Origin of the sequence: Paracoccus broussonetiae (assembly GCF_031854425.1) — a bacterium.
GTDB lineage: Bacteria > Pseudomonadota > Alphaproteobacteria > Rhodobacterales > Rhodobacteraceae > Paracoccus > Paracoccus broussonetiae.
This window is the reverse complement of record NZ_JAVRQI010000003.1, coordinates 197,567-221,422: the sequence shown is the minus strand read 5'-3', so window position 1 is coordinate 221,422 and position 23,856 is coordinate 197,567. Positions and strand designations below refer to the sequence as shown.

The window sequence follows — 23,856 nt, the reverse complement described above, 5'->3', positions numbered from 1 at the left end:
ATGAGCTACCTGGATTATTCGGTCGAGCGCGTCCCCACCGGCTGGCGCAAGATCCTGTACCTGAACTGGCCGCTGGTTTTTCTTGTCACCGCAGTCAGTTGCATCGGGTTCCTGATGCTCTATTCGGTCTCTGGCGGCGACATCGACCGCTGGGCCATGCCGCAGATGGAGCGCTTTGCCATCGGCATGGTGCTGATGATCGGTCTTGCCTTCGTGCCGATCTGGTTCTGGCGGTCGATTGCGGTCGTATCCTATGTCATCTGCGTGCTGCTGCTGATCGCGGTCGAGGTCATGGGCCATGTCGGCATGGGTGCGCAGCGCTGGCTGATCCTTGGCCCGATCCGCATCCAGCCGTCCGAGCTGACCAAGATCGCCTTCGTAATGACGCTGGCGGCCTATTACGACTGGTTGCCGGTCGAAAGGGTGTCGCGACCGCTTTGGGTGCTGATTCCGGTCGTGCTGATCCTGACGCCGACGGCACTGGTGCTGATGCAGCCGGACCTTGGCACCTCGGTCATGCTGATCGCGGGCGGTGGCATCGTGATGTTCGCCGCAGGGGTCAGCCTGTGGTATTTCGGCGCCGTCATCGCGATCGTCGTGGGCCTTGTGACCGCCGTGATGGAAAGCCGGGGCACCGATTGGCAATTGCTGCACGACTACCAGTTCAAGCGCATCGATACCTTCCTTGACCCCGGATCGGACCCCCTTGGCGCTGGCTACAACATCATGCAGGCGCAGATCGCGCTGGGGTCGGGCGGCTGGGCGGGACGCGGCTTCATGCAGGGCACCCAATCGCGCCTGAATTTCCTGCCCGAGAAGCATACCGACTTCATCTTCACCTCGCTGGCCGAGGAATTCGGCTTTGTCGGCGCGGCTTCGCTGCTGATGCTTTACGTCCTGATCCTGGGCTTCTGCCTGCATTCGGCGTTGACGAACAAGGACCGCTTCGCAAGCCTGATGACCATAGGCATTGCGGGGACGTTTTTCCTGTATTTCGCGATCAACATGGCGACGGTGATGGGTATGCTGCCCGCCAAGGGCTCACCCTTGCCGCTTGTCAGCTATGGGGGGACCTCGCTCATGATCCTGCTGATGGGTTTCGGAATCCTGCAATCCGCCCATGTCCACAGGCCGCGCTGATGCGGGTTCTGTTCGCTGCCCCCGCGCGCCAGTGGGATGAATGGGCCCCGGCGCTGACCGCCGCCTGCCCCGAGATGGAGCTGTGCCGCGACGGCGCCCCGGACAGCTTCGACGCGCTGATCTATGCCCCCGGCTATCCCGAGGATGGTGCGACACTGGACTTTACCCCATTCACCCGTGCGCGTGTCGTGCAAAGCCTGTGGGCAGGGGTCGAACGGATCGTGACAAACCCGACCCTGACCCAGCCCCTGTGCCGCATGGTCGATCCGGGGCTTGCCCAGGGCATGGTGGAATATTGCCTTGGCTGGGCCATGCGCGCGCATCTGGGAATGGACAACTATCCCCAGGACGGGGTCTGGCGGAACGGGGTCGTGCCGCCCTTGGCATCCGGCCGTGGGGTCACGGTGCTGGGGATGGGCGAATTGGGCCGCGCCGTGTCGGCCGCGCTGGTCGCTTTGGGCTTCCGCGTGACCGGTTGGTCGCAATCCGGCCGCCCGGTGGACGGGGTCGAAGTCCTGCCCGGCCGAGCCCTTCCCGATGCCCTGCGCCGGGCCGAGATCCTTGTCAGCCTGCTGCCCGACACACCCGAGACCCGAAACCTCCTGGATGCGCCGCGGCTATCCCTGCTGCCCAAGGGGGCCGTCATCATCAATGCCGGCCGCGGAACCCTGATCGACGAAGACGCGCTGCTGCATGCGCTGGACAGCGGGCATCTGGGCCATGCCATTCTGGATGTCTTCCGGCAGGAGCCACTGCCCGCAGATCACCCTTTCTGGGTCAATCCCCGCGTGACGGTGACGCCCCATATCGCCGCGGATACCCGCCCGGAGACCGCCGCCCCCGTCGCGGCCGAGAACCTGCGCCGCGCCATGCGGGGTGAGCCGCTGCTGCATCGGGTGGACCTGACGCGCGGCTATTGACGCTGGCGCGTTCCGCGGCTTGCGCGCCGCGAAATCCCAATGGATAACTGGGCTTGCAACGCTGAATTCAATGGCACCCGCGCCGAGGGAGTGACGCATGGTGATGACCCCAGTTCTTCTGGCAGGCGGATCGGGCACCCGGCTGTGGCCGGTCTCTCGCAAGAGCTTTCCGAAACAGTTCGCACCGCTGATCGGTGACGAGACGCTGTTCCAGGCCTCGGCCCGCAGACTGTCGGGGCCGCGCTATGCCGCGCCGATCGTCATGACCAATGCCGATTTCCGCTTCATCGTGGCCGAGCAGCTGACCAGCATGGGCATCGACCCGGCCGGTATCCTGATCGAGCCTTCGGGCCGCAATACCGCGCCCGCGATCCTGGCCGCGGCGCTGACCGTGGCGCAGACCGATCCCGACGGGTTGCTGCTGGTCGCACCCTCGGACCATGTCGTTCCCGATGCCGAGGCTTTTGGCCGGGCCGTCGATCTTGGCGAGCCTGCAGCCCGCTCGGGCCGGATCGTCACCTTCGGCATCACCCCGACCCGTCCCGAAACCGGCTATGGCTACATGGAAGCCGAAGAATGCGCCGAAGGCCCGGTCGCGCTGAAGCGCTTCGTGGAAAAGCCCGACCTCGCCAAGGCCGAGGCCATGATCGCACAGGGGAACTTCCTGTGGAATGCCGGGATTTTCCTGTTTTCCGCCCGCACGATGATCGAGGCTTTCCGCACCCACGCCCCGGAATTTCTGGATCCCGTGCAGGCGGCGCTGGACGAGGCGCGCCACGATCTTGGTTTCCTGCGACTGGCTCCAGCTCCCTGGGACAGCCTGCCGGACCTGTCGATCGACTATGCCGTGCTGGAAAAGGCAGACAACCTGTCGGTCGTCCGCTTCTCGGGACACTGGTCCGACCTGGGGGGCTGGGATGCGATTTGGCGAGAGGCCCAGGATGGCGCCCCTGCCCCGGAAGGCGCCGTTACCGACGAACGCTCGACCGCGATCGATTGCCGCAACGTGCTGCTTCGCTCGCAGAACGAAGGGATCGAGGTCGTCGGCATCGGGCTTGAGGACGTGATGGTCGTGGCCACCTCGGACGCCGTGCTGGTGGCCGGGATGGACCGCGCGCAAGAGGTCCGCAAGGCCGTCAGCGCGCTGAAATCCAAGGGCGCGCGCCAGGCCGAGACATTTCTGCGCGATCACCGGCCCTGGGGTTGGTTCGAGACGCTGGCGCTGGCCGACCGTTTCCAGGTCAAGCGCATCGTCGTCAATCCCGGCGCGGCCCTGTCGCTGCAATCGCATTTCCACCGCTCGGAACACTGGATCGTCGTCAGCGGGACCGCCAAGGTCACGGTCGACGACGTGGTGACACTGGTGACCGAAAACCAGTCGATCTATGTGCCCCTTGGTGCTGTCCACCGGATGGAAAATCCCGGAAAGGTGCCGATGGTGCTGATCGAGGTTCAGACCGGCGCCTATCTGGGCGAGGATGACATCGTCCGCTACGAGGACGTCTATTCCCGCAACTGAGGCTTCAGAAGCCGCCGATAAAGCAGGTCCAGAAAGACCTGCGCCTCGGCATAGGGATCGTGGTCGGGGCCAAGCACGGCCCTGACCTGCACCTCGAAATCGGCATAATGCTGGGTCAGCGCCCAGATCGAGAACAGCAGGTGGTGCGGATCGACCTGCGCGATCTTTCCCTGCGCGATCCAGCCCGAGATCAGGGCGGATTTCTGATCGACAAGCTCGCGCAGTTCACCGCCCAGGATCGGGGCCAGACGCTCGGCCCCCTGCAGCACCTCATTGGCGAAAAGTCGGCTTTCCTGCGGATAGTCGCGCGACATTTCCAGCTTGCGGCGGGCATAGGCAAGGATCTGGTCGGCCGGATCCCCCTCTGCCCGCAAATCGCGCAATGGGCCAAGCCAAAGGTCCAGCATTCCCCGCAGCAGGGCAGTGTGGATCGCGTCCTTGGACTGGAAATAGTAAAGCACGTTCGGCTTCGACAGGCCCGCTGTCTCGGCGATCTGGTCGATGGTCGTCCCTGAAAAGCCGCGTGCCGAAAATTCGCGCAGGGCGGCGGTCAGGATCGCCTCTCGGTTCTTTCTTTGAATACGACTTTGCCGACGCGGCTGTTCCTGCATGGGATTTCCGTGAAAGGCGGTCCATCCGTCAAAGGACTGATATCGCCGCGCTTGACTGGTCATGGACCCGTGCTAGCCTGATCCTGACCAAATGGTCAATATTTTGCGGGAGGGCCAGCGCGTGCCGACCAACCCGCGCGTGACGCCCGATCCCGCCGACCGTCCGCAAGAGACGGCGGCCAGACAGGAAGGAAATGCGATGACGACTGCTCCTGGCGGAACGGATACCGCTGTCATGCCCGCAGCCAACATGAAGGTCGATGCCGACCGGTTGTGGGACAGCCTGATGGAGATGGCGAAAATCGGCCCCGGCATTGCCGGTGGCAACAACCGCCAAGCCCTGACCGACGAGGATGCCGAGGGGCGCCGCCTGTTCCAGCATTGGTGCGAAGACGCGGGCATGGCAATGACCGTCGATCAGATGGGAAACATGTTCTTCCGCCACGAAGGAGCCGAGCCGGATCTTGACCCCGTCTATGTCGGCAGTCACCTGGACACCCAGCCGACCGGTGGCAAATATGACGGCGTTCTGGGCGTTCTGGCGGGGCTCGAGGTCATCCGCTCGATCCGGGATCTGGGAATCAGGACACGGCGGCCGATCGTCGTGACAAACTGGACGAACGAGGAAGGCACCCGTTTCGCTCCGGCCATGCTGGCTTCGGGCGTGTTCGCCGGGGTCATCGAACAGGATTACGCCTATGCCCGCCATGACGCCAAGGGCAAGACCTTTGGCGAGGAGCTGGCCCGGATCGGTTGGAAGGGCGACGAGACGCCGGGGGATCGCAAGATCCACGCCATGTTCGAATACCATATCGAGCAGGGCCCGATCCTTGAGGCCGAAGCGACCCAGATCGGGGTCGTCACCCACGGACAGGGCCTGCGCTGGATCGAATGCACGGTGACTGGAAAGGGCCAGCACACCGGGTCAACGCCCATGCGGATGCGCCGGAATGCCGGTCGCGGCCTGGCGCAACTGACCGAACTGGTCCACGAGATAGCAATGAAGCACCAGCCCAACGCGGTCGGTGCAATCGGGCATGTCGACGTCTATCCAAACAGCCGCAATATCATTCCGGAAAAGGTTGTTTTCACGGTCGATTTCCGAAGCCATCTGCTGCCTGTCCTGCTGGAGATGGTCAAGGAGTTCACCGCGAAGGCCCCGGCGATCTGCGCCGATCTGGGATGCGAATTCGCATCCGAGATCGTCGGCCAGTTCGATCCACCGGCCTTCGACGAAACCCTGGTCCGGCGCGTCCGATCTTCGGCCGAGCGGCTGGGTTATAGCCATATGGACATCATCTCGGGCGCGGGGCACGACGCGTGCTGGGTCAACAAGGTTGCCCCCACGGTCATGATCATGTGCCCCTGCGTCGACGGCCTGTCCCATAACGAGGCCGAGGATATCAGCCGGGAATGGGCCAGCGCGGGTGCGGACGTGCTGCTGCATTCGGTGCTGGAGACGGCGGAGATCGTCGCGTGACGCCGCAGGGGCGCTGCCCCCGCACCCCCGGGGTATTTCTGAAACGATGAAGGGATGAGGGATGAGCACGGTCATCAGGGGCGGCACCATCGTCACGGCGGATCTGAGCTACAAGGCGGATGTACTGATCGAAGGGGGGCGCATCGCCGCCATAGGCGAGGGGCTGGTCGGCGACACGGTGCTGGATGCCAGCGGATGCTATGTCATGCCGGGCGGAATCGATCCGCACACCCATCTGGAAATGCCCTTCATGGGCACCTATTCGGCCGATGATTTCGAAAGCGGCACTCGCGCTGCGCTGGCGGGTGGGACGACCATGGTCGTGGATTTCGCCCTGCCCTCGCCCGGTCAGGGGCTGATGGACGCACTGAAAATGTGGGACAACAAGTCCGGCCGCGCGCATTGCGATTACAGCTATCACATGGCCGTCACCTGGTGGGGCGAGCAGGTCTTTGACGAGATGGACGAGGTGGTGAAGCGCGGCATCACCAGCTTCAAGCATTTCATGGCCTACAAGGGCTCGCTGATGGTGAATGACGACGAGATGTTCGCGTCCTTCCGCCGGGTGGGCGATCTGGGTGGCGTCGCCCTGGTCCATGCCGAGAATGGCGATGTCGTGGCCGAACTGTCCGCACGCCTGCTGGCCGAGGGTAATACCGGGCCGGAGGGCCATGCCTTTTCCCGCCCGCCGCAGGTCGAGGGCGAGGCCACGAACCGCGCCATCATGATCGCCGACATGGCGGGTGTGCCGCTTTACGTCGTCCATACCTCGTGCGAAGACAGCCACGAGGCGATCCGCCGCGCTCGCGCCCACGGCAAGCGGGTCTGGGGCGAGCCGCTGATCCAGCATCTGGTTCTGGATGAAAGCGAGTATTTCAACCCGGACTGGGATCATGCCGCACGGCGCGTCATGTCCCCGCCATTCCGCAACAAACTGCATCAGGACAGCCTGTGGGCCGGGCTGCAATCGGGCAGCCTGAGTTGCGTCGCAACCGATCACTGCGCCTTTACGACGACCCAGAAGCGCACCGGCATCGGCGATTTCACCAAAATCCCGAATGGCACCGGCGGGCTGGAGGACCGGATGCCGGTCCTGTGGACGCAAGGGGTCGGCACCGGTCGGCTGACGCCAAACGAATTCGTCGCCGTCACCTCGACCAATATCGCCAAGATCCTGAACATGTATCCCAAAAAGGGTGCGGTTCTGGTCGGCTCGGATGCCGATCTTGTGGTCTGGGATCCCGAGGCGGAAAAGACAATCAGTGCGGGAACCCAGCAATCCTCGATCGATTACAACGTTTTCGAAGGGATCCGGGTTAAGGGCCTGCCCCGCTTCACCCTGACCCGCGGCGTGGTGGCGGTGACCGAAGGCAAGGTCGACAGCCACGAGGGGCATGGCGAATTCGTCGCGCGTGAACCGCGCCCCGCCGTGAACCGCGCGCTTTCTGCCTGGAAGGAACTGACTGCACCCCGCCCGGTCCTGCGCGCGGGCATTCCGGCAAGCGGGGTCTGATTTGTCCGTGATCGCGGCAGAGGGCGTCAGCCTGACCTTCCAGACCGCCGACGGTCCGGTCCATGCCCTGAAGGACGTGGACCTGACCATCGGCAAGGGCGAGTTCGTCAGCTTCATCGGCCCTTCGGGCTGCGGCAAGACAACCTTCCTGCGCACGATCGCGGCGCTGGAGACGCCGAGCGCGGGGCAGATCAGCGTCAATGGAATGGGCGCCGACGATGCCAGACGTGCGCGCGCCTATGGTTATGTCTTCCAGGCGCCCGGACTGTATCCGTGGCGGACGATTTCGGGGAACATCTCGCTTCCACTTGAAATCATGGGGTTCCCGAGGGCAGACCGGGTCGAAAGGATCGCCCGCGTCCTGGATCTGGTCGAACTGTCGGGCTTCGGAGGCAAGTTCCCCTGGCAACTGTCCGGCGGGATGCAGCAGCGCGCCTCTATCGCGCGAGCGTTGGCTTTTGACGCCGATATCCTGCTGATGGACGAGCCTTTCGGCGCCTTGGACGAGATCGTGCGCGACCGCCTGAACGAGGCTCTGCTGGAGCTTTGGCGCAAGACCGGAAAGACCATCGGCTTCGTCACCCATTCAATCCCCGAGGCGGTCTATCTGTCGACCCGGATCGTGGTCATGTCGCCGCGTCCTGGCCGGATCACGCGGGTGATCGACAGCCCCCTGCCACGCGATCGCCCGCTGGAGATCCGCGACACCCCGGAATTCATCCGCATCGCGCAAGAGGTGCGCGAAGGGCTGCGGGAAGGGCACAGCTATGACTGAGCCGTCTCCCTTATCAGGCTGGCTCCGGCATGGGTCCCGAAAGGAAAGCCAGCCCCGGCGGTGGCTGTCATGAAACGCGCCCTGCCCGTCCTGACGGTCATCACCGCCATCATCCTGGCGTGGTATGCCGCGGCCGTGGTCCTGAATGCGCCTTGGGCGCGGGATCAGGCCAACCGGTCCGGGACCACCCTGACGCTGCCCGCCCTGCTGCGGGACACAATGACGCAAGAGCGGCCGGTCCTGCCCGCGCCCCATCAGGTCGCGAAGGGATTGTGGGATGGTGTCGCGGGGCAAAAGATCACCTCGAAACGCAGCCTGGTCTGGCATGGGTGGATCACGCTGTCGGCGACATTGGCGGGGTTTGCCGTCGGCTCGCTGGCCGGGATCCTGCTGGCGGTGGGGATCGTGCACAGCCGCGTCATCGACCTGTCGGTGATGCCCTGGGCCATCGCCAGCCAGACCGTGCCAATCCTTGCGATCGCGCCGATGGTGATCGTGGTCTTTGCCAGCGCCGGGATCACAGGGCTGGTACCAAAGGCAATGATCTCGGCCTGGCTGTCCTTTTTCCCTGTGCTGGTCGGCATGGTAAAGGGGCTGAGAACACCGGACGCCATGCAGATGGACCTGATGCGATCCTGGAATGCGTCCCAAGCGCAAGTTTTCTGGCGGCTTCGCCTGCCTTCCGCATTGCCTTATCTTTTTGCCAGCCTGAAGGTCGCGGTGGCGGCGGCGCTGGTCGGGACCATCGTGGGCGAATTGCCCGCAGGGGCAACGGCGGGACTGGGCGCCAGGCTGCTTTCGGGCAGCTATTATGGCCAGACCGTGCAGATCTGGGCCGCGCTTTTCGCCGCTGCGGCGCTGGCCGCAGGGCTGGTCGCCATCATCGGCGCAATTGAGCGGGTGACGCTGAGGCGAATGGGGCTGGCACGATGACGCACATCTGGGGCGAGCCGACCAAAAGGATGTTGGGAACGCTGAAATTCTTGGCCTGGGCCGTCGGGGCGCTGGTGGCGGCGGCGCTGGTGGCACCGTCTCTTGCCCCCCTGATCCTGGTCTGGCTGGCAGGGTGGACGGTGAATGTCTGGCTCGCACATTATGGCAACCCGATCACTCGCACGGCCATCCCGCTGATCTTTGGCGCGACCCTGCTGGCGCTGTGGGAAATGGCCTGCCGGATCTTCGCCATTCCGGCCGTCATCCTGCCACCGCCCAGCCGCATCTGGTCGGCCTTCATCGGGAACCTGCCGTTGCTTTGGGGCGATTTCGTGCAGACGATCCTGAAAGGGGCGCTTTCGGGCTGGCTGATCGGGGCGGCGCTGGCGGTGGCTGTGGCCATCGTGATCGACCGCTCTCCCTTCCTGCAGCGCGGGCTGCTGCCCATCGGGAACTTCGTCGCCGCGCTTCCCATCGTCGGAATCGCGCCGATCCTTGTCATGTGGTTCGGCTTTGACTGGCAGTCCAAGGCGGCGGTGGTCGTGGTCATGGTCTTCTTCCCGATCCTCGTCAACATGGTGGCGGGACTGAAGGCGACCGACGCACTCGCCCGTGACCAGATTGCGACCTGGGGCGCGCGCTATTCCCAGGCCTTGGTCAAGCTGCGTCTGCCTGCCGCCATGCCGTTCCTGTTTAATGGGCTGAAGATCACGACCACTCTTGCCCTGATTGGCGCCATCGTGGCCGAATTCTTCGGCAGCCCGACGCGGGGCATGGGGTTCCGGATCTCGACCGCCGTCGGCCAGCTCAACATGGCGCTGGTCTGGGCCGAGATTCTGGTGGCGGCACTCGCCGGGACCGTCTTCTATGGAATTGTCGCGCTGGTCGAGAAACGGGTGACCTTCTGGCACCCCTCGCAGCGCCAATAAGCCGGGGCCAATGCCCCACCAACAGTGGAGAAAGTGATGAAGGCATTCCTGATGTCGGCGGGCCTGATCCCGACGGGCCTGATCTCGGCAAGCGTGCTGGCGCTGATGGCGGGCGGCGCCTCGGCGGCGGACGATCTGACGCTGCAATTGAAATGGGTGACGCAGGCCCAGTTCGGCGGCTATTACGTCGCCAAGGACAAGGGCTTCTACGATGAAGAGGGGTTGAACGTCACCATCAAGGCCGGCGGCCCCGACATCGCGCCGGTTCAGGTGCTGGCGGGCGGCGGGGCCGATGTGACCGTCGAATGGATGCCGGCGGCACTGGCCGCGCGCGAAAAGGGCCTTCCCATCGTCAACATCGCGCAACCCTTCAAGAAATCCGGGATGATGCTGACCTGCCTGAAGGAAACCGGCATCGTCGACCCCAAGACCGACTTCAAGGGCAAGACGCTGGGCGTCTGGTTCTCGGGGAACGAATACCCGTTCCTCAGCTGGATGAACCACCTGGGTCTTTCGACGAATGGCGGCGCGGACGGTGTCACCGTGCTGAAGCAGGGCTTCAACGTCGATCCGCTGCTGCAGAAACAGGCGGCCTGCATCAGCACCATGACCTATAACGAATATGGGCAGGTGATCGACGCAGGGCTGAAGCCCGAGGATCTGGTGACCTTCAAATACGAGGATCAGGGCGTCGCCACGCTGGAAGACGGGCTTTACGTCCTGCAGGAAAAGCTGGCCGATCCGGCGATGCAGGACAAGCTTGTCCGCTTTGTCCGCGCCAGCATGAAAGGCTGGAAATATGCCGAAGAGCATCCTGACGAAGCCGCCGAAATCGTGCTGGAAAACGACGAAACCGGCGCCCAGACGCTTGAACATCAGACGCGCATGGCCTCTGAAATCGCGAAGCTGACCGCTGGATCGAACGGCGCGCTGGACGAGGCGGACTACAAGCGCACGGTCGACACGCTGCTGTCGGGCGGCTCGGACCCGGTGATCTCGAAAGCACCCGAGGGTGCGTGGACCCACGACATCACCGACAAGGCGTTGAACTAGGCCGCGTTCACCGTTTCAAAATACCCTCGGGGGAATCTCCGCAGGAGATGGGGGGCGGAAAGCCCCCCTGCTTCCATCACTCGCGATCGGGAAGCGCCGGCAGGCCGCGCAGGTAAAGCAGGATCGCATCCAGATCGTCGGGTGTCATCTTCGCCAGATAGCCATAGGGCATCGGCGGATGCATGGGGCTGCCGTCGGGCCTGCGCCCCTGGGTGATCATCACCTTCACCTCGTCATCGCTGTAATCCTGCAACCCGTCCGGTCCGCTTGTCAGGTTCGCCGCGACCGAGACGCCCCAGGGCCCGACGAATTCGAACCCGCCTGCGCCCAAGCGTGTGCCGACCAGCGGGCCTTCGGGCCCCATCGGGGTATGGCATTCCATGCAGTGGGAAATCGGCCCTGCCAGATAGGCGCCATACTCCGCGGTAACGCCACGCGCCGGTGGCGTGTTGCTGGCCACGGGCGGGCCATAGGCCGGAGGCAGAGGGATCTTGTATTCCGACTTGCCGGGATCGTTCTCGACCGCCGGAACTGTACGCAGATACATCACGATCGACGCCAGATCCTCGTCCCCCAGCCCGCGATACATGGTGAAGGGCATCGGCGGGCCGATCAGGCTGCCATCGGGACGGATGCCTTCGCGGATGGCGCGGGACAGCTCGGCATCGCTCCACCCTGCAACGCGGCCAGCGGGGGTGATGTTCGGCGCGATGGCGGTGAAGGCCGGATTCTTGTCGACCAGCCGACCGGACAGGTCATGGCTGGTGTCGAACCCCTGCGGCCCGATGGGGGTGTGGCAATTGCCACAGCCCGCGGGGCCCTGGACCAGATATTCGCCGCGCTCGACGCTGGGCGCGGCCGCGGCGGGGTTGGCGGCGGACAGAACCCCAAGCGCCAGCGGGCCAACAACAAAAAGGAAACCACGCATTCATTACCACCCTGAACGGAACGCGACGGATTTTATCACGTCCGTCCCGTGTAGCAGGCGGTGTTTCGGCGGGCGGCCACCTGTCTCTTGGGCCAGCTTTCAGGGCGAAAATGGCCGCCGTGGTCAAAGGACGCGGTCTGCGACCCTTAGGCCGCGACGCCAAGCGCGCGCTTGACGTTGGCTGTCCAGCCCAGCAGCCGCAACTCACCCTGCGAGATCGCGGGACGTTTCATCAGCGAGGGCTTCGCTGACAGCATGGCAAGGGGCGTTCCGGCGCGCTCGGCCTCGGACATGCCGCGCCAGGTCAGGCTGGCGCGGTTGACCAGCTTCTCGCCGAAATCAGCGATCATCCCTTGCCACTCGGCCTCGGTCAGGGGGGCCTTGCTGACATCGCGGAAGCTGACGGTCCAACCCGCTGCCTCAAGCTCGGCAATGGCCTTCTGGCAGGTCGAGCAATGGGCAAGCCCGTGCATGGTCAGGGTCTTGGTCATCAGATCACCGGAATCAGAGGGACGTTGCAGGCGGAAAGCGTCAGGATGGCCAGAAGGCAAAGCGAAAGTCGCACGGGTCTTCTCCACAGGATTGGCGCGGGGGTTATGGGGCCGCGGGCGCGGGCGGTAAAGCCCGGATCAGTGCCCGTCATGCAGCCTTGCGCGAATCCGCCGCATCCCGAACCAGACCGACAGCACCGCCAGCGGCGTTAGCCCGGCGATCAGCACGGCCTTGTCCAGATCCAGCGCGTGGGCCAGCGGATACAGCGCATAGCCCAGCAACCCGACCGCGTAATAGCTGATGGCGACGACCGACAGCCCCTCGACCGTGTGCTGCAGGCGAAGCTGCAGGTCGGCACGCCGGTCCATCCGCTCCATGATTTCCTGGTTCTGGGCGCCCCGCCAGACATCGACGCGGGTGCGCAAAAGCTCGCCCGCGCGCTCGGTCCGGTCCAGCAGGGCACCAAGCCGCTGCTCGGCCGATTTCACGGTCCGCATGGCGGGGGCATAGCGGCGGGCCATGAATTCGGTCAGCATCTGCCCGCCCAGGAAACGCGTCTCGCGCAGGGCGGCCACGCGGTCCATGACGATCGCCTCATAGGCTGCGGTCGCGCCAAAGCGGAAACTGTGCTGCGTCGCCGCGGTCTCCAGCCGGGTCGAAACCGACAGCAGGTCCTGCAGCACTGCCTCGGGCGGACGAGAATCGTCCATCCCCTGCACGATATCGCTCAGCTGCGGGTCGAGCGCGTTCAGTTTTTCCGACAGTTCGCGCGCGCGGCCAAGACCCAGCATCGACATCGAGCGATACGTCTCCAGTTCCAGCAGGCGCTGGACGATGCGCCCGATGCGCCCGCTGCCCGTCCCCGGCTTGACGAAGACGGCAAAGCGCATCCAGCCCGCCGGATCGATACGGAAATCCCCCGCGACGACCGCCGATTCCTCAAGCACCCAGACCGAGGCGAGGCTGTCGGCCGCGAACCATTCACCCAGACGCGGCAGGATTTCGGCGGGATCGTCCGGCAGGAAATCGACCTGGATCATGACCGCCGCCACCCGTTTGCCCGGAGCCGCGGCCTGCCAGTCCTCGGGAAAGATCTCGCCCGCCGAATGGTCGAATGGACGGATCGGAAGGCCACGCGCGAAGGCGGTATAGGTCACGAATTCGGTGTGGCTTTCCCAGCGAAGCTTCCGCCGGCCCAGCTGCGCGGCATAGTGGCCGGCCTTGGGGTCGGGGCTTGGCGCGCCGTGGCGGCGACAAAGTTCAGCCAGGTGGGCGACGTCGCGATCGCGGTCGCGGTTCGCCGCGTCATGCGGTTCCTTGATCGCGACAAAGACCGCGGTGCAGGGGGCCTCCAGCCGCGGCGACGGCCGGGCGTGAAGTTCATTGACCAGCGCATAGCGCAGCGGATGTTCGGCATCGTCCCTCATGCCCCGCATGATTAGCAGGCGCATGTGCCCCCGCAAGGGAAAAGCCCTCCGCCCGATCCATGGCGCGCGCTTCATGATTTCGTGATCGCGCTTTTCATTGCCGAGTGGGCACCATACAGGCAAAATACAGCAAAACAACGCCACGGGGACAGAAATGCAACGCTGGTTCTCCAGAGTGATCCTGATCGGGCTGGTCCTTGGACTGGCCGCCTGCGCGCCCAGCAAGTTCAAGCGCTACAACGGTCCGCCGGTGACCGAGGTGCTTGTCCAGAAAAGCGAGCGCAAGATGTACCTGCTGAGCGGCAACCGCGCGCTGAAGGTCTATGACATCGGGCTGGGCAACGAACCGATCGGGCACAAGCAGTTCGAAGGCGACGGCAAGACGCCCGAGGGGATGTATTTCATCGACCGGCGCAATCCCGACAGCCGCTATCACCTGTCGGTCGGGGTGTCCTATCCCAACCCGGCAGACACGGCCTATGCCCAAAGCCTGGGAATGCGCGCTGGCGGAGACATCTTCATCCATGGCCAGGGCCCCGAAGGCCGCGCCCTGTCGCAGGTTCGCCACGACTGGACAGCGGGCTGCATCGCCGTCCGCGATGAAGAGGTCGAGGACGTCTATGCGATGGTCCGCGACGGAACGCCGATCCTGATTACACCCTGAACGGGACTGAAAACTGCCGCGCGTCTCGCCCCGGTCGAGCGCGCGCGCATGACGGCCGGAACCTGTATGGAAGACCTGTTCAAAAGGTCAGATATGAATCCTGCGGGCAAAGCGTTAACTGGATGTCAGGTTACCAAGTACTGCGCTGGAAGACATGCATTTGCCCCCCGTTATCCATGATGGTCTTATCGATTCTGAAGATACGCGGGGCTATGTGCCCGGCCTGATCGAGTCTGTTCTGCGTTTCGGTCCCAAATCGAAATGGCGTGCCGGCGCCATCGTCGAAAGTTCGATCGAACGTTCGCAGGCCGTAGCGACGCGCTGCGCCCTGCTTATCCCGCGCAGGGGAAAGCGCACGCGCAAGCTGGCGCTGCATCCTGCGCTGCCCGCCGATGTCATCAAATCCATGCTCCAGGCTCTTTGATCACCACCACCCATCGACGGAATAACAAGGCGGGCCCAAAAGGGCCCGCCTTAATGCTTTCCAGCGGATCATGCGTCAGTCGATCATCGGCAGCAGCTGGTCGATGGACTTCTTCGCGTCGCCATAGAACATGCGCGTATTCTCTTTGTAGAACAGAGGGTTCTCGATACCGGAATAGCCGGTGCCCTGCCCGCGCTTGCTGACGAAGACCTGCTTGGCCTTCCAGACCTCCAGCACCGGCATCCCGGCGATGGGGCTGTTCGGATCCTCTTGCGCGGCCGGGTTCACGATGTCGTTCGAGCCGATGACGATAGCCACGTCGGTCGAGGGGAAGTCCTCGTTGATCTCGTCCATTTCCAGGACGATGTCATAGGGAACCTTGGCCTCGGCCAGCAGGACGTTCATGTGGCCCGGCAGGCGACCGGCGACGGGGTGGATCGCGAAGCGGACATTCTTGCCACGCGCGCGCAGCTTGCGGGTCAGTTCCGACACCGACTGCTGCGCCTGTGCCACCGCCATGCCATAGCCGGGGACGAAGATGATCTCGTCCGCGTCGTTCAGCGCAGCCGCCACGCTTTCGGCGTCGATGGCGACCTGTTCGCCCTCGATCTCCATCGCGGGGCCGGTGGTGCCGCCGAAGCCGCCCAGGATCACGCTGACAAAGTTGCGGTTCATCGCCTTGCACATGATGTAGGACAGGATCGCACCGGACGAGCCGACCAGCGCGCCCACGACGATCAGCAGGTCATTGCCCAGCGTGAAGCCGATGGCCGCGGCCGCCCACCCCGAATAGCTGTTCAGCATCGACACCACGACCGGCATGTCCGCGCCGCCAATGCCCATGATCAGGTGATAGCCGATGAAGAAGGCAAACAGCGTGATCAGCAGCAGCCACAGGACCGGTGCGCCGGTCGAGCAGTAAAGCACGATCGCCAGCAGCGACAGCAGCGCCGCGCCTGCGTTCAGGACATGACCGCCGGGCAGCTTCTTCGGCTTGCCGTCGATCTTGCCCGCGAGCTTCCCGAAGGCCACGATCGAGCCGGTGAAGGTTACGGCACCGATGAAGATGCCAAGCGCGACCTCGACCTTCAGCATCGCGATCTCAGCCGGGCTCTTGTGCGCCAGCACGGCGGCGAAGCCGTGGAACTCGGCCGTGGCATCGGCGGCGCGGGTGCGCAGGACGCGGCCCAGTTCGAACTGGGCGTTATAGCCGATCAGGACCGCGGCAAGGCCGACAAGGCTGTGCATCGCTGCGACCAGCTGCGGCATCTCGGTCATCTGCACGCGCTTGGCGACAACCCAGCCGATTGCTCCGCCAATCGCCAGCATCACCAGGGAAATGCCCCAGTTGCCATAACCCGGCCCGAACAGCGTCGCGACGACGGCCAGCGCCATCGCGGCGATGCCGTACCAGACCGCGCGCTTGGCGCTTTCCTGTCCCGAAAGCCCGCCCAGCGACAGGATGAACAGGACGGCGGCCACCACATAGGCGGCGGTGGTGATTCCGAACTCCATCACCCTCTCCTTACGACTTCTGGAACATGGCAAGCATCCGGCGCGTGACCAGGAAGCCGCCGAAGATGTTGACCCCCGCCATCAGCACCGACAGCGCGGCCAGGATGACGATCAGCCAGGAACCCGACCCGATCTGCAAAAGCGCGCCCACGATGATGATCGACGAGATCGCGTTCGTGATCGCCATCAGCGGCGTGTGCAGCGAGTGGCTGACATTCCAGATCACCTGGAAGCCGACGAAGCAGGCCAGGACGAAGACGATGAAATGCGACAGGAAGCTGGCGGGGGCAAAGCTGCCGACCAGCAGCATCAGCACCGCGCCCGCGCCAAGCAGCGTCACCTGGGAACGGGTCTGCGCCTTGAAGGCGGCAGTTTCCTGGGCCCGGCGTTCCTCGGGCGTCAGCTCCTTGGCCTTTTCCTTGGGCTTCTGCGCCGCGATGGCGGCCACCTTGGGCGGTGGCGGCGGCCAGGTCACGTCGCCGTCATGGGCGACGGTCGCGCCCCGGATCACGTCATCCTCCATGTTCTGGACCAGCTGACCGTCCTTGCCGGGGGTCAGGTCGGCCAGCATGTGGCGAATGTTGTTGCCGTAAAGCTCGGACGCCTGGGCCGCCATGCGCGACGGAAAATCGGTATAGCCGATGATGACCACGCCGTTTTCGGTCACGAAACGCTCGTCCGGAACGGTCAGTTCGCAGTTGCCGCCGCGTTCGGCCGCAAGGTCGACGATGACCGAGCCGGGCTTCATCGCCGCGACCATGTCCTTGGTCCACAGCTTGGGGGCATCGCGCCCCGGAATAAGCGCCGTGGTGATGACGATGTCCATGTCGGGCGCAAGCTGGCGGAACTTCTCAAGCTGCTTTTCCCGGAACTCGGGGCTGGAGGGCGCGGCATAGCCGCCCGTCGCGGCACCGTCGGTCTGCTGTTCCTTGAAGTCGAGATAGACGAATTCCGCGCCCATCGACTCGATCTGCTCGGCCACCTCAGGGCGCACGTCGAAGGCATAGACCTGCGCGCCAAGGCTGGTTGCCGCGCCGATCGCAGCCAGACCCGCGACCCCTGCCCCGACGATCAGCACCTTGGCCGGCGGGACCTTGCCCGCCGCCGTGACCTGCCCGGTGAAGAAGCGGCCGAAATTGTTCGCAGCCTCGATCACGGCGCGATAGCCCGCGATATTCGCCATCGAAGACAGGGCGTCCATCTTTTGCGCCCGGCTGATCCGCGGCACCATGTCCATGGCAATGGCGGTCAGGCCCTGCTCGCGCACGCTTTCCAGAAGGTCGGCGTTCTGCGAGGGGTAGAAATGCGAGATCAGCGTCTGGCCGCGGCGCATCGCCTTGACCTCGGCCTCGCTTGGCGGGCGCACCTTGACCACCACGTCGACGTCGTTGATCAGTGCCGAAGCGGTCGGCTCGACCGTGATCCCCGCCGCCTGATAGGCCCCGTCGGTAAAGCCCGCCCGCGCGCCAGCCCCTGTCTCGACGAAGACCTCGTGCCCCAGTTTCCTCAGATGAGCCGCCGAGGATGGAGTGATCGCAACCCGCGCCTCCCCCTCGTAACTCTCCTTCAAAGCGCCGATCTTCACGAGAGCATCTCCCCTGTTAGCGTCCCAGCCGTTTGCATAGCATCGTGAAATATTCTTTCACAAGGGCGCGAGGTCGGATGCAATTGGGAAAAAGGACGTAGGGTCATACGCCGGAATACTGCCGGGAGGCGGGGACTTGACACGAAAAAACCCGGCCTCGCATGCAGCGAAGCCGGGTGTTTTCATCGGGATATGCCCTTCTGGGATCAGGCGGCGCGGTCGGCCTTGGCCTGAAGTCGGCGGGCATGAAGCACCGGTTCGGTATAGCCCGAAGGTTGCACACGACCAAGGAAAACCAGATCGCAGGCCGCCTGGAAGGCGATTCCGTCATAACCGGGTGCCATCGGCAGATAGTTCTCGTCACCTTCGTTCTGGCGGTCGACGACGATCGCCATCTTGCGCATCGTGTCCATCACCAGTTGCTGGCTGACAACGCCGTGGTGCAGCCAGTTCGCCAGCGACTGTGCCGAGATGCGCAGCGTCGCACGGTCTTCCATCAGCCCGACATCGTTGATGTCCGGCACCTTCGAGCAGCCGACGCCCTGATCGACCCAGCGCACGACATAGCCCAGGATGCCCTGGCAATTGTTCGCGACTTCACGGGCGATTTCTTCGTCGCTGTAGTTGCGGCCGCCAGCCAGCGGGATGGTCAGCAGGTCGTCAAGGCGCGCGGGACGCTTCATCGCGGCGATCTCGGCCTGACGGGCGTGGACGTCGACCTGATGATAGTGGGTCGCGTGCAGCGTCGCGGCGGTCGGGCTGGGCACCCAAGCAGTATTCGCGCCCGCCTTCGGATGGGCGATCTTCTGCTTCAGCATCTCGGCCATCTTGTCCGGGATCGCCCACATGCCCTTGCCGATCTGCGCCTTGCCGGCCAGACCGCAGGCCAGACCGATATCGACGTTGCGATCCTCATACGAGGAAATCCACGGCTGCGATTTCATCTCGCCCTTGGCGAGCATCGGGCCCGCCTCGATCGAGGTGTGGAATTCGTCGCCGGTCCGATCAAGGAAGCCGGTATTGATAAAGGCAACGCGATGCTTCGCGGCGCGGATGCATTCCTTGAGGTTGGCGCTGGTGCGACGTTCCTCGTCCATGATGCCCAGCTTGACGGTGTGGCGCGGCAAGCCCAGCGTGTCCTCGACGAAATCGAAGATCTCGCTGGCGAAGGCCACTTCTTCAGGGCCGTGCATCTTGGGTTTCACGACATAGATCGAGCCGGTGACAGAGTTCTTCGGCCCTTGCTTCTGCAGGTCGCGCAGCGAGCAAAGCGTGGTCACCATCGCGTCCAGCAGCCCCTCGAAAACCTCGTTGCCATCGCGGTCCAGCACTGCTGGGGTGGTCATCAGGTGGCCGACATTGCGCACCAGCATCAGGGCCCGGCCCTTGTGGCTGACGCTCGACCCGTCGGGCGCGGTGAAGGTCACGTCGGGGTTCAGTGTCCGGGTGAAGCTTTTGCCACCCTTCTGAACCTCTTCGGCCAAGGTCCCGTCCATCAGGCCCAGCCAGTTGGCATAGGCGACCGCCTTGTCCTCGCCATCAACGCAGGCGACCGAGTCCTCGCAATCCATGATCGCCGAGATCGCGGATTCCAGCACGATGTCAGAGATCCCTGCCTTGTCCTGGCCACCGACCGGGGTCGATGCATCCAGGGTGATGCGGATCATCAGGCCGTTATTGGTCAGGAACACGTCCGAAGGCTGCGCGGCATCACCCCGGAACCCGGCGAATTGCGCTGCGTCGCGCAGCGCGGGTTTAAGTGCACCATCGCATACCGTCAGCGATGCCACATCGGCCCACGATCCTTCGGCCAGCGGCACGGCTTCGTCCAGGAACTTGCGGCCCCAGGCGATGACGCGGCCACCACGCTGGGCGTCATAGCCCCTGCCCTGCGGCAGGTCGCCCATCGCGTCGGTGCCGTAAAGCGCATCGTAGAGGCTGCCCCAGCGCGCATTGGCGGCATTCAGGGCATAGCGGGCATTGGTGATCGGAACGACCAGCTGCGGCCCCGCGACCGAGGCGAATTCGGGATCGGTGGCCTTGGTCTCGATCTGGAAATCTTCGCCCTCGGGCTGAAGATAGCCGATCTCGGACAGGAACTCGCGGTATTCGCCGGCATCAATCGTCGCGCCACGCCGGGTGATGTGCCAGGCGTCGATCGTCGATTGAAGCTCGTCCCTGCGATCCAGAAGCGCGCGATTGCGCGGACCGAACTCATGAAGCAGCGTCGACAGCCCTTCCCAGAAGACACGCGGATCGACACCGCTGCCGGGCAGAGCGCGCTCGTTGATGAAGGTCGCCAGTGCCTCGTCCACTCGCAAACCGGCCTTTTCCACGCGCGCCATCGCTTTTCCTTCCTTCAATACCGCAATTCTCATTTGGTGCACGGTGGTATGCCAAACCCCGCCACCTTTCAACCGGACCGATCTTATCCGTGCGGTTGAATGATCCTTGCGGAAAAAATGAAAACCGCCGGTCGCGAAACGACCGGCGGCGCAACTGCCCAAGCTTCGATCAGTTGTTGGCGGGCGGCGTCGTGGTCGTGGTGCCCGTCGAGGGCGCGGTCGTGGCCGGTGCCGGCGTGGTCGGCTCGACGGTGATTGCGTCGTCGACCGCCTGGCCCGCATCCTTGACCGCCTCGCCAGCCGCATTCGCCGCATCCGAAGCGGCCTCCTCGGCCGCGGTGGCGGCTTCGCCCGCGGCATTCGCGGCATCGCTGGCCGCCTCGCCTGCGGCGGCACCCGCTGCATCGGCGGCGTTGTCGACGGCGGTGGCAGCATCGCTCGCGGCGTCACCTGCCGCGTCCGCGGCATTGCCCGCCGCATCGGCGGCGCTGTTCGCGGCATCGGCGGCACTGCTCGCAGCATCCGCCGCGCTGTCAGCCGCTGCATCGGCGGCAGGCGCCGTCGCGGCCGGGGCGGTGGTCGTATCTGCAGGCGCGGTGGTGGTTTCGGCGGGTGCAGTGGTGGTGGTCGCAGCCGGCTCATCGCCGGTTGTGACCTCGTTACCGGTCATGAAATACTGGACCACGAAATAGGCAATCGCCAGCGCCAGCAGGATACCGATGATCAGCGGCAGGGGCGAGGCACGGCGCTCGACGGGCTCGACATAGGTCTGGTTCGTCTGAACAGGACGTGTCGGCTCGACGGGATCGGTCCGGTTCGGATCGTTCGGGTCGTAATTGGCCATCTTGGCTCTCCTCAGCACAAGGTTGCGATGGATCGCCCGGATGGGGTCGCGCCACATAACGCCCCGGCCGGCTTGCGACCCGCCTATCCCGCGATTAACAATCTGTTTCCACGCGAGTTCCGCGCATTGCGAAAGTTTTTTGAAGGGGTTCGTCATGACCGCCACACAATATCTCGCCGATTGGCGCCCCTATCCTTTCGCGATTGCCGAAACCCGGCTGGACTTTACGCTAGCGGCCCGCACCACGCGGGTGCGTTCGGCGATCGATTTCCGCCGCATCGGACCCGGCGACCTCGTCCTTGACGGGGCTGGGCTGAAAACGCTGTCCATGACCATTGACGGGCGCCCCGTCGACCCCACCCTGATCCGTGCTGACCAGGAAAAGCTGATCATTCCCGCCGACCAACTGCCCGACAGCTTCACCTTCGAAGCCGAGGTTCAGATCGATCCCGAGGCGAATACTGCGCTGGAGGGCCTGTATCTGTCGGGCGGCATGTTCTGCACCCAATGCGAGGCCGAGGGCTTCCGCCACATCACCTGGTATCCCGACCGTCCCGACGTGATGGCACCCTTCCGGGTCGAGATCCACTCCGACAAGCCCGTGCTGCTGTCGAACGGCAATCCCGTCAACACCGCGCCGGGTCATGCCTCGTGGCACGATCCCTGGCCGAAGCCCGCTTATCTGTTCGCGCTGGTCGCGGGCGACCTGCGGGCCATTCCCGACAGCTTCACCACCGCCTCCGGCCGCAAGGTCGCGCTGAACGTCTGGGTTCGTCCCGGCGACGAGCCGCGCGCAGGCTATGCGATGGAATCTCTGATCCGGTCGATGAAATGGGAAGAAGAGGCCTATGGCCGCGAATACGATCTGGACGTGTTCAACATCGTCGCCGTCGATGATTTCAACATGGGCGCGATGGAAAACAAGGGGCTGAACATCTTCAACTCGAAGCTGGTTCTGGCCACTGCCGAAACCGCGACCGATGGCGATTACGAACGCATCGAGGGGGTGATCGGTCACGAGTATTTCCACAACTGGACCGGCAACCGCATCACCTGCCGCGATTGGTTCCAGCTTTGCCTGAAAGAGGGGCTCACGGTCTTCCGCGACCAGCAGTTCACCAGCGACATGCGCTCGGCCGCGGTCAAGCGCATCCACGATGTCCAGACCCTGCGCGCGCGTCAGTTCCGCGAGGATGCGGGCCCGCTGTCCCATCCGCCGCGCCCCGATCACTATCAGGAAATCAACAACTTCTATACGGCGACCGTCTATGAAAAGGGCGCCGAGGTCATCGGAATGCTCAAGCGCCTGGTCGGCGACGAAGGTTATCGCAAGGCGCTGGACCTGTATTTCGACCGCCATGACGGGCAGGCCTGCACGATCGAGGACTGGATCGCAGTGTTTCAGGACGCGACCGGCCGCGATCTTGTGCAATTCAAGCGTTGGTACACCGATGCTGGCACGCCGCGCCTGTCCCTGACCGAGGAATGGGCCAACGGCAAGCTGGTGCTGAATTTCCGCCAGCATACCGCACCGACGCCGGGTCAGGCCGAAAAGCCCGCCCGCGTCATCCCGATCGCCCTTGGCCTGATCGGCCCGAATGGGGACGAAGTACTGCCGACCACGGTGCTGGAGATGACCGAGGAGCGGCAGAGCTTCGCGTTCGAAGGGCTGGGTGCGCGCCCGGTCGTCTCGCTGCTGCGCGGCTTCTCTGCCCCGGTGACGGTGGCGCGCGAGATGACCGCAGACGAACAGGCCCTGCTTCTGGCCCATGACACCGACCCCTGCGCGCGCTGGCAGGCGGGCCATGACCTGGCGCTGGACGCCCTGATCGACCGCACCCGTGGCAAGGCAGTCGGCGAGGCGCTGATCCGCGCACTTGGCGGTCTTCTTGACGATGCGGAAGCCGACCCGGCCTTTGCCGCGCTTTGCCTGTCTCTGCCGGGGGAAGAGGAAATCGCGACCACGATCGCGGCCTCGGGTGCGGTCCCGGATCCCGATGCGATCCATGCCGCCCGTCGCGGTCTTGTCCAAGACATTGCCGAGGCGCATGAAGTTGCGCTGACCCGGCTGTTCGACGCGATGGCCCCTCAAGGGCCCTATCGCCCGGACGCGGACGGATCGGCACGGCGCAGCCTGCGACTGGCCTGCCTTGGTTATCTTGGTCGCCTCGATGACGGCAACCGGGCCGACACCCTGTTCGCCGATGCCGGGAACATGACCGAACGGCAGGGCGCGTTGGAACAGCTGATCGCGCTTGACCGCGACGCCGACGCGCTGGCGCGGTTTGCAGCCGAATTTCGTGACAATCGGCTGGTGATGGACAAGTGGTTCATGGTTCAGCCTTTGCGTGCCGCGCCCGAAAAGGCGGTCGCCCGCGCGCGCGCATTGGCCGCCCGCCCGGATTTCGACTGGAAGAACCCCAACCGCTTCCGCGCGCTGATTTCGGGCCTGACGGCAAACCATGCGGGTTTCCACGCAGCCGACGGCTCGGGTTACGATTTCCTGGCCGACTGGTTGATGAAGCTTGATCCGGTCAACCCACAGACCACGGCACGAATGTGCTCGGCATTCGAAACCATCTCGCGCTATGACACCGGACGGCAGGACAAGGCACGTGCGGCGCTTCGGCGCATCGCGGCCATGCCGGGGCTTTCGCGCAACACATCCGAGATGGTTACGCGCATCCTTGCCGGCGCAGCCTGAAGTGGTGTGAACGGCCCTTGCAGCCACCGCCGGCCACGGCAATACTGCCAGCATG

Annotated in this window: 20 protein-coding genes; 12 read left to right on the top strand and 8 right to left on the bottom strand. The window is 64.4% G+C overall.

Features of this window, described 5'->3' with window-relative positions; genetic code table 11:
• The 3 genes from rodA (at position 1) to RM190_RS05330 (ending at position 3,579) form a co-directional block, all read left to right on the top strand.
• Positions 1 to 1,140, top strand: coding sequence for a rod shape-determining protein RodA (gene rodA, locus RM190_RS05340; protein WP_311758374.1), 1,140 nt, complete (start codon positions 1 to 3; stop codon positions 1,138 to 1,140).
• Positions 1,140 to 2,060 (top strand): 2-hydroxyacid dehydrogenase, encoded by a 921-nt coding sequence (locus tag RM190_RS05335; RefSeq protein ID WP_311758373.1) that lies wholly within the window; start codon positions 1,140 to 1,142, stop codon positions 2,058 to 2,060. The genes rodA and RM190_RS05335 overlap by 1 nt, the downstream gene beginning before the upstream one ends.
• 97 nt (positions 2,061 to 2,157) lie before the next feature.
• Positions 2,158 to 3,579, top strand: a complete 1,422-nt coding sequence (locus RM190_RS05330; RefSeq protein ID WP_311758372.1) for a mannose-1-phosphate guanylyltransferase/mannose-6-phosphate isomerase — start codon at positions 2,158 to 2,160, stop codon at positions 3,577 to 3,579.
• On the opposite strand, the gene RM190_RS05325 is transcribed toward RM190_RS05330, so the two are convergent.
• The gene (locus tag RM190_RS05325) at positions 3,564 to 4,190 is read right to left on the bottom strand and encodes a TetR family transcriptional regulator C-terminal domain-containing protein (protein WP_311758371.1); all 627 of its coding nucleotides are present in this window, start codon (positions 4,188 to 4,190) and stop codon (positions 3,564 to 3,566) included. The genes RM190_RS05330 and RM190_RS05325 overlap by 16 nt on opposite strands.
• Before the next feature lie 235 nt (positions 4,191 to 4,425).
• Between RM190_RS05325 and RM190_RS05320 the strand changes: the two genes are divergently transcribed.
• The 6 genes from RM190_RS05320 to RM190_RS05295 all read left to right on the top strand — a co-directional run bounded on the left by RM190_RS05320 (position 4,426) and on the right by RM190_RS05295 (position 10,873).
• Positions 4,426 to 5,670 (top strand): Zn-dependent hydrolase, encoded by a 1,245-nt coding sequence (locus RM190_RS05320; RefSeq protein ID WP_390908006.1) that lies wholly within the window; start codon positions 4,426 to 4,428, stop codon positions 5,668 to 5,670.
• A 61-nt stretch (positions 5,671 to 5,731) separates the two neighbouring features.
• Positions 5,732 to 7,183: a dihydropyrimidinase gene (hydA, locus tag RM190_RS05315; RefSeq protein ID WP_311758369.1), complete on the top strand. Its 1,452-nt coding sequence runs from the start codon at positions 5,732 to 5,734 to the stop codon at positions 7,181 to 7,183.
• 7 nt (positions 7,184 to 7,190) lie between these two features.
• Positions 7,191 to 7,958, top strand: a complete 768-nt coding sequence (locus tag RM190_RS05310) for an ABC transporter ATP-binding protein (RefSeq protein WP_311758368.1) — start codon at positions 7,191 to 7,193, stop codon at positions 7,956 to 7,958.
• 69 nt (positions 7,959 to 8,027) lie between these two features.
• Positions 8,028 to 8,891 carry an ABC transporter permease gene (locus RM190_RS05305; RefSeq protein ID WP_311758367.1) on the top strand — a complete coding sequence of 288 codons (864 nt, stop codon included), beginning with the start codon at positions 8,028 to 8,030 and terminating at the stop codon, positions 8,889 to 8,891.
• The gene (locus RM190_RS05300) at positions 8,888 to 9,820 is read left to right on the top strand and encodes an ABC transporter permease (RefSeq protein ID WP_311758366.1); all 933 of its coding nucleotides are present in this window, start codon (positions 8,888 to 8,890) and stop codon (positions 9,818 to 9,820) included. Before RM190_RS05305 ends, RM190_RS05300 begins: the two co-directional genes overlap by 4 nt.
• 105 nt (positions 9,821 to 9,925) lie before the next feature.
• Complete coding sequence (locus tag RM190_RS05295; RefSeq protein WP_311758460.1) at positions 9,926 to 10,873, top strand: ABC transporter substrate-binding protein; 948 nt, start codon at positions 9,926 to 9,928, stop codon at positions 10,871 to 10,873.
• A gap of 76 nt (positions 10,874 to 10,949) precedes the next feature.
• Here the strand turns inward: RM190_RS05295 and RM190_RS05290 are convergent, their stop codons facing one another.
• The 3 genes from RM190_RS05290 to RM190_RS05280 form a co-directional block, all read right to left on the bottom strand.
• Complete coding sequence (locus RM190_RS05290) at positions 10,950 to 11,801, bottom strand: cytochrome C (RefSeq protein ID WP_311758365.1); 852 nt, start codon at positions 11,799 to 11,801, stop codon at positions 10,950 to 10,952.
• Positions 11,802 to 11,947: 146 nt separating this feature from the next.
• Positions 11,948 to 12,292, bottom strand: coding sequence for an arsenate reductase family protein (locus RM190_RS05285; RefSeq protein WP_311758364.1), 345 nt, complete (start codon positions 12,290 to 12,292; stop codon positions 11,948 to 11,950).
• A 138-nt stretch (positions 12,293 to 12,430) separates the two neighbouring features.
• On the bottom strand, positions 12,431 to 13,720 hold the full coding sequence (locus tag RM190_RS05280) for a DUF3422 family protein (RefSeq protein ID WP_311758363.1): 1,290 nt from the start codon (positions 13,718 to 13,720) through the stop codon (positions 12,431 to 12,433).
• Positions 13,721 to 13,874: 154 nt separating this feature from the next.
• Between RM190_RS05280 and RM190_RS05275 the strand changes: the two genes are divergently transcribed.
• Positions 13,875 to 14,384 carry a L,D-transpeptidase family protein gene (locus RM190_RS05275; protein WP_311758362.1) on the top strand — a complete coding sequence of 170 codons (510 nt, stop codon included), beginning with the start codon at positions 13,875 to 13,877 and terminating at the stop codon, positions 14,382 to 14,384.
• A 154-nt stretch (positions 14,385 to 14,538) separates the two neighbouring features.
• Positions 14,539 to 14,808 carry a hypothetical protein gene (locus RM190_RS05270; protein ID WP_311758361.1) on the top strand — a complete coding sequence of 90 codons (270 nt, stop codon included), beginning with the start codon at positions 14,539 to 14,541 and terminating at the stop codon, positions 14,806 to 14,808.
• 75 nt (positions 14,809 to 14,883) lie between these two features.
• Here the strand turns inward: RM190_RS05270 and RM190_RS05265 are convergent, their stop codons facing one another.
• The 4 genes from RM190_RS05265 to RM190_RS05250 form a co-directional block, all read right to left on the bottom strand.
• Entirely contained in the window at positions 14,884 to 16,323 is a 1,440-nt protein-coding gene (locus tag RM190_RS05265) for an NAD(P)(+) transhydrogenase (Re/Si-specific) subunit beta (protein WP_311758360.1), read from the bottom strand.
• Positions 16,324 to 16,333: 10 nt separating this feature from the next.
• Positions 16,334 to 17,908, bottom strand: a complete 1,575-nt coding sequence (locus RM190_RS05260) for a Re/Si-specific NAD(P)(+) transhydrogenase subunit alpha (RefSeq protein WP_311758359.1) — start codon at positions 17,906 to 17,908, stop codon at positions 16,334 to 16,336.
• A gap of 206 nt (positions 17,909 to 18,114) precedes the next feature.
• Positions 18,115 to 20,253 (bottom strand): malate synthase G, encoded by a 2,139-nt coding sequence (locus tag RM190_RS05255; protein WP_311758358.1) that lies wholly within the window; start codon positions 20,251 to 20,253, stop codon positions 18,115 to 18,117.
• A 169-nt stretch (positions 20,254 to 20,422) separates the two neighbouring features.
• Positions 20,423 to 21,097 carry a hypothetical protein gene (locus RM190_RS05250; protein ID WP_311758357.1) on the bottom strand — a complete coding sequence of 225 codons (675 nt, stop codon included), beginning with the start codon at positions 21,095 to 21,097 and terminating at the stop codon, positions 20,423 to 20,425.
• A 154-nt stretch (positions 21,098 to 21,251) separates the two neighbouring features.
• Between RM190_RS05250 and pepN the strand changes: the two genes are divergently transcribed.
• Complete coding sequence (gene pepN, locus RM190_RS05245) at positions 21,252 to 23,801, top strand: aminopeptidase N (RefSeq protein WP_311758356.1); 2,550 nt, start codon at positions 21,252 to 21,254, stop codon at positions 23,799 to 23,801.
• Positions 23,802 to 23,856 lie beyond the last annotated feature (55 nt).